Below are 9981 nucleotides of genomic sequence, written 5' to 3'. Positions count from 1 at the left end.
GCTTCCCAAGCTGAAGGTTGCGGGTTCGAATCCCGTCTCCCGCTCCAAGAACATCCCTAAAAATAATCCCAAACCCAAACCGCGCTTTGACGCGGCTCCCGGCAGGCTCCGCCTTCGGCTACGCACTCCCGCTCCAATTATTAATTTATTTTATTTTTCCCCACCGGGATGGTAATGTCCCGGTATGCAAAACGCTGACGATATCCGCATCTGTTTTATCGGCGACTCGTTCGTCAATGGAACGGGCGACACCGAGTGTCTCGGATGGGCCGGCCGGGTCTGTCAGATCGCCAACAGCAAGGGGAGTAAAATCACTTTTTACAACCTCGGGGTGCGGCGGGACACCTCGGCGGACGTGAAGCTGCGCTGGAAGCGTGAAGCCGCGAGCCGGCTGACGGGGCCGTTCAGCGGACGGATCGTCCTCTCCTTTGGCGTAAACGACACCGCCATCGTCAAAGGCAAGCAGCGGGTATCCTTCGGCGATTCCGTCAAGAACCTGCGGGCCATCCTCACCCCCGCGATGAAACAGTATGGCGTCATCATGGTCGGTCCGCCGCCGGTATCCGACCCGGCGCACAACAAACGGATCGCCCGGCTTTCCGCCGCTTACGCCGCCGCCGCCAAAAAGCTGGGCGTGCCATACCTCGACATCTTCACCCCCTTGAGCAAATCGGCCTTGTGGATGGAGGAAATTGACGGCCACGACAAGCACCACCCCGACGGCGGCGGCTATACGCTTCTCGCCGCGCTGGTGCTGGAGTGGGAACAGTGGTGGTTCCGCTAAATACCCGGTGCGACGCCCGTTAACGGGTGCCGAACTTGGTTTCGATGGCGATGCCGCACTCTTTCAGGAAGTCGTTCGGCAGGATGCCGCCGGCGAAAATGAACACCGAGTCGTTGGGAATGGCGGCGGTTTGCCCCTTCTGTTCCAACGTCACCGCATTTGCCTTGATCTCCCGCACGTTTGATTCCATCATCAGCGTCACCTTGCCGGCCTTCACCGCCGCGTCAATCCGTGTTTGGTTCCCCGCCTTGATGCGGGAGAAGGTTGGGCCGCGGTAGGAGAGCGTCACTTCGTTCCCCTCCTGTTTGGCGAGCGCGACGGCCGCTTCCACGGCGCTGTCGCCCCCGCCCACCACCAATATCTTCTGTCCGTTGTAATGCTCCGGCTCCAGCAGGCGGTACATGACCTTGGGGAGCTTTTCGCCCGGCACCCCCAGTTTGCGCGGCGTGCCGCGGCGGCCTATGGCCAGAAGCACAAAGCGGGTCAACAGTTCCCTCTTGGAGGTTTTCACGATGAACTTCGTGGTATCGCGCGTGAGGCTCAGCACCTTTTCGTTGCCGTTCACTTCGAGCTGCGCCTTGGCGATGATGTCCTTCCAGAGCGCAAGAAGCTGTTCCTTGCTCAACTCGCCGGTTCTTATTTTTCCGTAGATCGGCACTTCCACCGGACGGGTCATGACCACCTTGGCGCGCGGATAGGAGAGGATCGCGCCGCCGAATTCCTCTTCTTGGTCGAGCAGGATGTAATTCAGGTTCTTGCTCTTGGCGGTAAGCGAGGCGGCCAGCCCGGCGGGCCCGGCGCCCACGATGAGGAGATCGTATACGCCCGGCTCCTTGGGAAAATGCCCGGCCTTGAGGTCTTCCTCGATATAGCCGACGGATTCCATCCCCTGCGTCATCGCGTTGCGGATAAGCCCCATGCCGCCCAGTTCGCCGGCGATGAATATATGCTCCATGTTGGATTCGAAGTTCGGCATCACCTGCGGAATGTCCACGCCGCGCTTTTCCGTGCCGAACACCAGTTCGATGGCCCCCACCGGGCAGGCGCGGGCGCAGGCGCCGTGGCCGACGCAGCGGGATGCGTAAACCGCTTCCGCCTTGTTATCCACGATCCCCAGCACATTTTTTTCGGGACAGGCGTTGATGCAGCTGCCGGAACCGATGCAGATGGCCCGGTTCACCTTGGGATGGATGGTGGCCGGCTCGGAGAGGCCGTACTGCTTGGCCCGCTCGATCTCCTTCGACATTTTTTGGGAGCCGCGCTTTTGCAGAAGCAGGTAGGGTCCCACCACCGCCAGAATGATCACCGCCCCCGCGATCAGGGTGATGTTTTGAATGACAAGGTTCAGCAACGCGTCCATGGATGCCTCAGATGCGGAAGACGTAGTACACGCCGACATGCAGGAACATGACGATGAACATGATGATGGCGAACGGCTTGTGGAACACGTGCCAGTAGTGCAGCAGCTTGTGCGACGCCTCGAGGAACTCGATGGAGCGCACCAGCCGCCCCTTTTCCCGTATCAGCTTGAAGATGCGGTTCCGCACATGATCGGGTATCCGCCTGTTGGCCTTGAGGCCGCGCCATATGCCATACATCGTGGCCATGTTTTTTATGTCGGTGGTGAACAGCGCCATCAACGCGCCGAATGCGCTGAGCTGGCGATCGGGCTTTGGCCCGGCTATCCGCTCGAAATAATGCTGGACGTCGTATTGCCCTTTGGCGAACTTTTCGATCTCAAGGGTGATGTCGTCCATTATCTCGTTGATCTCGTCCATCTTCAGTTCCTGCCCGGAGATGGAGCGGGGAATCTGCACATACAGATAGCGGCCCAGGAAGCCGCTGACCGCCACCAGCACGGCCGACCAGTAGGACAGCGCCACGATGCCGCCGAACTTATAGGTGCTGTGCGCCGTCACCAGCAGGGTGCCGACGATTCCCAGAAACATGTGAATGTCGAGCCAATAGCGGATGGGACCGACGTTCTGCATGAACTTGAAATGCTTCCGCATCGAATAGAGCATCATGATAACGAAACAGGCGCTGCCTATCCAGCCAACGAGATGCCAGATGCCGCGGTTGGGTTGGGTAGCCACCTGATAGCCGGTGAGCAAACCGCTTTTATGCGCTACATCCAGAAAGGTGAACGGTTGTCCCGTCAGTTCCAAATAGCTCTCAGCGAATACCAGCGCCAAAACGATGATACCGATGGCGGTGAGAATCAACGGGAGGAGGGGGCTCCCCTCCGCAACCAGTTTCTTGTGCTCGCTCATTGCCTGAATACCCTCCTTTGATGCCTAATCTTTAATGCCATACCGCTCCAGCTTCTTGTAAAGCCGGGAGCGGTGGATGCCCAACAGTTGCGCCGCCTTGAGTTTGTTGTTGCCGGTTTTTGCCAGGGCGGAAAGTATCAGTTTCTTCTCGGCCTCGTCGAGCGAAAGAACATCCCCCCCATCCGCCGGAACAGGAACGGCGGCGGGCGTCTCCCGCGAACCGGCCAGCGGCGCTATCTGGATGTGCCGCTCTTCAATCACCTCGATATCGGGAAGGGAGAAACAGCGCTCGATCACGTTTTGCAGTTCGCGCACGTTGCCGGGCCAATCGTGCCGGGCGAGAGCCGCCAGCGCCCCGGCGGAGATCCCTTTCACCCGCCGGCCGAAACGGGCATTGAGCCGCTCGATAATCCCCTGCGCCAGCAACGGAATGTCCTCTTTGCGGGCGCGCAGCGGCGGCAGCTTGATGTTCAACACATTGATGCGGTAGTACAGGTCTTCGCGCAGCTTTCCTTCCTTGACGGCGCGCCCCACATCGATGTTGGTGGCGGCGACGACGCGGACGTTGATCGGCGTTTCCCCGGTGCCGCCGACGGGGCGAACCGTCCCCTCCTGCAGCACGCGCAGCATCTTCGCCTGAACCTCCACGGGCATTTCGGTGATTTCGTCCAGAAAAATGGTGCCGCCGTCGGCGGCCTTGAAAAGTCCCTCGGCGGCAACCATCGCGCCGGTGAATGCCCCCTTCCGGTGCCCGAACAGTTCGCTCTCGATCAATTCGGAGGGAAGCGCGGCGCAGTTGACCGCGATGAAGGGGCGCTCCGCCCGCGTCGACGCGTAGTGGATGCCCTTGGCCACCAGCTCTTTGCCGGTGCCGCTCTCCCCTTCGATCAACACGGGACTGCCGATGCCGGCGGCGCCGCGTATCCTGTCGCCCAACTCTTTCATCACGGCGCTCGCGCCGATGATGTCCTGATAACGGTTGGTTTCCTTCAACTCGCGCGAAAGGCGGCTGATCTCGCGGTCCTTGGCGGTGATCTGCCGCTTGAGGTCTTTTATGCGGAGCATCGCCCGGATGCGGGCCATCAGTTCGTCTATATCGACCGGCTTGGTCACATAATCGTCCGCGCCGGTATCAAGCCCCTTGATGCGGCTTTCCTTGTCGTCCTGCGCGGTAACGAGGATGATCGGCATAAAAACCCCTTTTCTCATCTCTTTCATCCGGGTGAGTGTTTCAAACCCATCCATCCCCGGCATCATCACGTCCAGCAAAACCATATCCGGCTCTACTTCCTCTAGCAATTTAAGTGCCTTCACGCCGCTATCGGCTGAGACGACACGGTAATTGCGCCGGGTCAAACGGCTTTCCAGTACCTCAAGGTTGTCCGGTTCATCGTCAACTATCAGTATTAAAGGGGTTTCCATAAGTTTCCCATGTTAACACAATGCATGACCGGTTTTGTAACCGCCGGCGGCGTTTTGCGGACACCCCGCCACGCCGTTGCCCGGAATCAGAACACTCCTGTCCCGTCATTGTCACCGACAGGTTGTTGAAAAAAATCAGGCGATGCCGCCGTGTACGGTGAAAAATTCGTTATTCACCATTTTCATCCGGCAAAACGCCTCGATCCGCTTGATGTGCAACGATGTGAGCGTGCTCCCCTTTCCAAGCAGCAACAGCCTCTCGTGCGTGTAGATGTCCCGCGCCAATTGCATACCCGGCTTGAGTTCCCGCACGGTCAGCCTCACCTCGTTGCGCTCGCGAATCCGCACGTCTTCCAGCACCTTCTCCAGCGCCTCGATGATGCGGCGCTCAAAATGCCGTCCCGCCACCGAATAGAGGTGCCGCAGGGCGAAGACATCCCCTTCCTCGTGGCTGCCGATATGCTCGTGGGTGAAACGGCGGCGATGCACCAGCTCGTCGTAGGCGTTTATCACCCCGAGTATGCGGGAAAGGCGCGGGATATCATCATCGCGCAACTCGTCGGGAAAGCCGCTGCCGTCGAGATGCTCGTGCATGCTGCGGATGATTTTCCCCGCGTTCTCCAGCTCGCCGGAAGGGGAAAGGATATGCTGGGCGATGACGGTGTGCTGCTTGACGTAAGAGATGTGTTCCGCCGGGAGCTCGTTAAAACCGGCGTGGACATGCTCGTCGGGAAGCGCCACACGGCCGATATCGTGCAACAGGGCGGCGATCTCCAGGTCCTCGCGCTCCCTTTCCGGCAGGTTCAGCGCGCGCCCCATCTCCACCGCCAGCGCCCCCACCCGCTTGAGGTGGCTCCCCATGTACGGCTCATACACTTCCAGCAGGCTCATCAGCACGCGGACCGAGGCGAGAAAATTCTCCCGGAGCTTCTCGTTGAGCCGCCGCACCTCCCCGGCGCGCTCCTCCACCTTCAGTTCCAGGTTTTTGTGGAAATCGTCCAATGCCAGCGCCATCCGGCGGTGTTCCAGCGCCCGGCTCACCTCCAGATGGAGCTGATTGAAATCGAGCGGTTTCACCAGATAGCCGTAAGCCCCCTCCTGCATGCACGTGATGGCGGTCGCCACCTCGTTGTGGGCGGTGATCATGATGGCTTCAGTGGAGGGGTGCTTCACCCTCAGTTCCTTGAGCACGGCAATGCCGTCCATCCCCGGCATGGAGATATCCAACAACACAACATCGGGGACGTTGCCGGCCGCCAGCCGCAAAGCATCCGCGCCATTCGTGGCGCGGGCCACATCAAACCCCTTGCCGTGGAGAAAATGCGCCGTTATTTCGAGTACATCCGGCTCGTCATCCACCACCAATACGCTGTTAATCGGCATTCGGCCATCTCCCGGAAAAATAATGGACCAGTTAATTATACCGGCTTGTGGGCGAAGACGCTAAACGGTTTTATAAAGCGCGCGGAAACGCCTTTAAAACACCGGAGCAGCCGGCGGCGCGGCGCGCAAACAAAAAAGGCCGGGAAGTTCTCCCGGCCTTTTTTGTTAATACGGTTTCGTTACTTCGGAAACTTTTTCGGGGCCGTGATGTTCTTCCACCCCCCCTGCCCGTCGAGCGCCTTCATAAAGGCGACAACGTCTTTTTGCTCGCCGTCGGTCAGGTTGAGCGGTTCCATCAACGGATCGAGGTTGGCGTTCGGGAAGCCCCCCTTGTTGTAATACGCCACCACTTCCTCAAGTGTCTTCTCCTGGCCGTTGTGCATATACGGCCCGGTGGCGGTGATGTCGCGGACGGTCGGGGTCTTGAACGCCCCCTTGTCGGCATCGCCCTTCGTCACATTCTGGCGGCCGACATCCGGTTCCTTCGCGGCCATGCCAACGCCGATGTTGTGGTACTGCTCGTCGGTGAAATTCACGCCGTTGTGGCAGGTGGCGCAGCGGGCCTTGCCGTTGAAAAGCTCCATGCCGCGCGCCTCGGCTTCGTTCATCGCCTTTTTATCGCCCGCCTGATGGCGGTCGTATTTTGAATTGCCCGAAAGCACGGTCCGTTCAAACGCGGCGATGGCTTGCGCCACCCGGTCGATGTTGACGCCCGGCTTGCCGAACGCGCGGGCGAACATTTTTTGGTAGCCCTTGATGTTCTTCAGCTTCGCCACAACGGCGTCGTGATCGGGCATTCCCATCTCAATCGGGTTGGTGAGGGGGCCTTTGGCCTGCGCCTCGAGGCTGATGGCGCGGCCATCCCAAAACTGGCCTTCGGAAAGAGCGCGGTTAATGACGGTCGGCGCGCTGCGGCCCCCCTTCTGCCCCTTGATGCCGGTGGAAACCGGCGCGTTGTCGGTGAAGCCATGTTCCGGCGCGTGGCACGAGGCGCAGGCGACGGTGTCATCGGCGGAGAGGCGCTTGTCGAAATAGAGGAGGCGGCCAAGCTCCACCTTCGCGTTGGTCATCGGGTTATCGGCGGGAATTTTCAGATCGCCCCGCGCGATACCCGCCGGTAAATCCCATTTGTAGCCGCCCTCTTTCGCGTGTTTTTTCGCTTCGGCGGGAACGGCCACGGTGATAAGCGCCGCGGCGGCCATAACAAACGCGGTGTTGTGCCAAAGTTTCATTGGTGATGCCTCCTCACGATTTAAGGTGATGCGCCTATCGGCGCGCGGCAGACACCGGCGCCGACGCTGTTATTTCGCCATTCATTATAACCCTTATTGCCAACCGCGCAGGGAGGAAGATTTTCAGAAATGCTTTTCCAATCGCGCGTTTGTGGTCTATATTTAAAAAATGAATTTTGCGCCGGTGATACTTTCAGGCGGGGATGGAGTGCGGCTGTGGCCCCTATCGCGCGCGCTTTACCCAAAACAGTTTCTTTCCCTCACGGCTGAAAAGACGCTTCTGCAGGAAACGGTTTGCCGGCTGGACGGCATGTCGCTGGAGGGAATCGGCGTTGACCCGCCGCTCATCGTTTGCGGCGGTGAATCGCGCTTTCTGGTCAAGGAGCAGATGGAGGAGATGGAGCGGCGCGGTTATTCCATCATCCTGGAACCGGCGGGCCGGAATACGGCCCCCGCCCTCACGCTTGCCGCGCTTGAGATTGTCGCCCGGCACGGCGACGCGGTCATGGGGGTTTTTCCCGCCGACCATGTCATCCGGCATCCGGAACGCCTTCATGAATCCATCCGGCGGGCCATGCCGCTGGCGATGCGCGGGATGATAGCGGCCTTTGGCATTGAACCGGCAAGACCGGAATCCGCCTACGGCTATATCAAACGGGGAACGGCGCTTATCGATGGAGAAGGGGCGCACGAAATTGAGCTGTTCATTGAAAAACCGGGGATGGAAAAAACGCGGGAGTGGTTTGGCGCGGGCGGTTACTACTGGAACAGCGGTATTTTTATCTGCAAGGCATCGGTATGGCTGGAGACGATACGGCGGCTCCGGCCCGACATTCATGGCTGTGTTGCCAACGCCCATGACGGCGGCAAGCGCGACACCCCCTTTTTCCACGCCGGGGATGCTTTTGCGGGCTGTCCGGGCGAATCCATAGACCGCTGCGTGATGGAAAAACTCGGCGGGCCGGCCGCGGACCGGATCGGCGCGGTTCTGCCGTTGGACGCGGGATGGGCGGACGTCGGCTCGTGGTCCGCTTTGTGGGAACTGCTGGAAAAGGACGGAAACCGAAACGCCGCATGGGGGGACGTCTTCGCGCATGACACGCGCGGCTCGCTGCTGCTGTCCGAAACGCGCCTGCTGGCGGCGCTGGGGCTGGAAGACGTGCTGATCGTGGAAACGGCCGATGCGGTGCTGGTGGCGAAAAAATCGCACGCCGAGCAGGTGCGCAATGTGGTGGAGTGGCTCAAGGAAAAAAAACGCCGCGAGCATATCAGCCACCAGCGGGTGTTCCGCCCGTGGGGGTATTACCAGGTGATCGACGCGGGAGAACGCTATCAGGTGAAGCGGATCATGGTAACGCCCGGCCAATCGCTTTCGCTTCAAAAACACCTGCGGCGCGCCGAACACTGGGTCGTGGTGAAGGGAACGGCGAAGGTTACCTGCGGCGAAAAGGTGTTCGACCTTACGGAGAATCAATCAACATACATTCCTATCGGGGCGATGCACCGTCTGGAAAACCACGGAACGGAACCGCTGGAAATGATCGAAGTGCAGTCCGGCGCCTACCTCGGCGAGGACGACATCATCCGCTTCGACGACAAGTACAAGCGCCCGTAGCGGGCTGTTGTCATTCTGAGCGTTAGCGAAGAATCTCTTTCCGGAAAGGGATCCTTCGCCTCCGGCTCAGGATGACATGCGGTTATTCGATGAGGAGGCCGAAGCGGCCCCAGCGGATGCCGAGCGGAAAAATGGGATCCACATCGCGCGACCAGTAGAGGATGAAGGCGCGGCCGATAATCTTGTCGCGCTCCAAAAAACCCCAGAAGCGGCTGTCCTGGCTGTTTTCGCGGTTGTCCCCCATCACGAAGTATTTGTCCGGCGGCACCGTCACCGGCCCAAAATCGTCGCGCGGGATGATGCGCATATGGTCGAACGCGTCGTGGAACGCATATCGCTCGTTCAGCGGCGCGCCGTTGATGTAAACGGCCTTTGCGCGCACCTCCACGATGTCGCCGGGAAGACCGATAACCCGCTTGATGAAATCGCGGCTTTCGTCGCCGGGATACTTGAAGACGACGATGTCGCCGCGCGCCGGCGGGCGGAAGCGGTAGGCCACCTTGTCCACCAGCAGTTGATCCCCCACCAGCAGCGTGGGGATCATGGAGCCGCTGGGGATGCGGAACGCCTGCGCCACGAAGGTGCGGATGAGCAACGCGGCTATAAGGGCGACGAGGATCGCCTCGATGTATTCGCGGAGAAGCCCTTTTCCCCGCTGCCGCGGCGGTTGCGTGCCGTTTGCCATTGCCGCGTCAGCCCAACAATTTCCCGAAACGGTCCCAGCGTATCTCGCGCGGGAACGCCGTTTCAGGATTACGCGACCAATAAATGACGAATGCGCGGCCGACCACCATATCCCGGTTCAGAAAGCCCCACACGCGGCTGTCCGCGCTGTTCTCGCGGTTGTCCCCCATCATGAAATAGGCGTCCGGCGGAACAATCACCGGGCCGTAGTCATCCCGTACCGGAACGCGCTGCCACGCCGGGTCGCTGTGATAGACGAACGTGGAATCGGCCAGCGGCACACCGCCGATATAAACCACGCGGTTGCGTATCTCCAGCGTTTCCCCCGGCAGGGCGATAATCCGCTTGATGAAGTCGCGGCTGGGATCCTTGGGATACTTGAAAACGACGATGTCGCCGCGCACGGGGTTCCGGAAACGGTAGGCCAGCTTGTCCACCAGCAGACGGTCGCCGACCTGGAGCGCGGGAACCATGGATTCGCTCGGTATCTCGTAACTCCCGGCGATGGTGGCGCGGAAGATGTACGCGAAAACGAGCGCCGTGATAATCGCCTTGGCGTAATCCCACAACAGCGCTTTCTTCGACACG

9 protein-coding genes are annotated in these 9981 nt (G+C 60.0%); 2 read left to right on the top strand and 7 right to left on the bottom strand.

Going from position 1 to position 9981, the window contains the following annotated elements; translation table 11 throughout:
- The first annotated feature begins 184 nt into the window (after positions 1–184).
- Positions 185–784: a lipase gene (locus HZA03_06615; protein ID MBI5637623.1), complete on the top strand. Its 600-nt coding sequence runs from the start codon at positions 185–187 to the stop codon at positions 782–784.
- Positions 785–803: 19 nt separating this feature from the next.
- Here HZA03_06615 and HZA03_06610 read toward each other — a convergent pair whose 3' ends face one another.
- The 5 genes from HZA03_06610 to HZA03_06590 all read right to left on the bottom strand — a co-directional run bounded on the left by HZA03_06610 (position 804) and on the right by HZA03_06590 (position 7094).
- On the bottom strand, positions 804–2144 hold the full coding sequence (locus HZA03_06610) for an NAD(P)-binding domain-containing protein (protein MBI5637622.1): 1341 nt from the start codon (positions 2142–2144) through the stop codon (positions 804–806).
- Positions 2145–2151: 7 nt separating this feature from the next.
- Positions 2152–3057, bottom strand: a complete 906-nt coding sequence (locus HZA03_06605) for a hypothetical protein (protein ID MBI5637621.1) — start codon at positions 3055–3057, stop codon at positions 2152–2154.
- 24 nt (positions 3058–3081) lie between these two features.
- Entirely contained in the window at positions 3082–4479 is a 1398-nt protein-coding gene (locus tag HZA03_06600) for a sigma-54-dependent Fis family transcriptional regulator (protein MBI5637620.1), read from the bottom strand.
- A gap of 135 nt (positions 4480–4614) precedes the next feature.
- Complete coding sequence (locus HZA03_06595) at positions 4615–5862, bottom strand: response regulator (protein MBI5637619.1); 1248 nt, start codon at positions 5860–5862, stop codon at positions 4615–4617.
- A 179-nt stretch (positions 5863–6041) separates the two neighbouring features.
- Complete coding sequence (locus tag HZA03_06590; GenBank protein MBI5637618.1) at positions 6042–7094, bottom strand: c-type cytochrome; 1053 nt, start codon at positions 7092–7094, stop codon at positions 6042–6044.
- A 169-nt stretch (positions 7095–7263) separates the two neighbouring features.
- On the opposite strand from HZA03_06590, the gene HZA03_06585 reads away from it, so the two are divergent.
- Positions 7264–8709 carry a mannose-1-phosphate guanylyltransferase/mannose-6-phosphate isomerase gene (locus HZA03_06585; protein MBI5637617.1) on the top strand — a complete coding sequence of 482 codons (1446 nt, stop codon included), beginning with the start codon at positions 7264–7266 and terminating at the stop codon, positions 8707–8709.
- 82 nt (positions 8710–8791) lie between these two features.
- Here HZA03_06585 and lepB (HZA03_06580) read toward each other — a convergent pair whose 3' ends face one another.
- Positions 8792–9394: a signal peptidase I gene (gene lepB / locus HZA03_06580; protein ID MBI5637616.1), complete on the bottom strand. Its 603-nt coding sequence runs from the start codon at positions 9392–9394 to the stop codon at positions 8792–8794.
- A 7-nt stretch (positions 9395–9401) separates the two neighbouring features.
- On the bottom strand, positions 9402–9980 hold the full coding sequence (gene lepB / locus HZA03_06575; protein ID MBI5637615.1) for a signal peptidase I: 579 nt from the start codon (positions 9978–9980) through the stop codon (positions 9402–9404).
- Position 9981 lies beyond the last annotated feature (1 nt).

The organism is Nitrospinota bacterium (genome assembly GCA_016217735.1).
In the GTDB taxonomy this organism is placed as follows: Bacteria; Nitrospinota_A; UBA7883; order JACRGQ01; family JACRGQ01; genus JACRGQ01.
Note: the sequence above shows the minus strand (reverse complement) of the source record. Positions and strands in the feature narration are given on the sequence as shown.

Excerpts from the sequence above, each read along its gene's own strand:
- HZA03_06605 (MBI5637621.1), bottom strand. The coding sequence starts at position 3,057 with ATGAGCGAGCACAAGAAACTGGTTGCGGAGGGGAGCCCCCTCCTCCCG.
- HZA03_06615 (MBI5637623.1), top strand. The coding sequence starts at position 185 with ATGCAAAACGCTGACGATATCCGCATCTGTTTTATCGGCGACTCGTTC.
- HZA03_06600 (MBI5637620.1), bottom strand. The coding sequence starts at position 4,479 with ATGGAAACCCCTTTAATACTGATAGTTGACGATGAACCGGACAACCTT.
- HZA03_06590 (MBI5637618.1), bottom strand. The coding sequence starts at position 7,094 with ATGAAACTTTGGCACAACACCGCGTTTGTTATGGCCGCCGCGGCGCTT.
- HZA03_06610 (MBI5637622.1), bottom strand. The coding sequence starts at position 2,144 with ATGGACGCGTTGCTGAACCTTGTCATTCAAAACATCACCCTGATCGCG.
- HZA03_06585 (MBI5637617.1), top strand. The coding sequence starts at position 7,264 with ATGAATTTTGCGCCGGTGATACTTTCAGGCGGGGATGGAGTGCGGCTG.
- lepB (MBI5637616.1), bottom strand. The coding sequence starts at position 9,394 with ATGGCAAACGGCACGCAACCGCCGCGGCAGCGGGGAAAAGGGCTTCTC.
- HZA03_06595 (MBI5637619.1), bottom strand. The coding sequence starts at position 5,862 with ATGCCGATTAACAGCGTATTGGTGGTGGATGACGAGCCGGATGTACTC.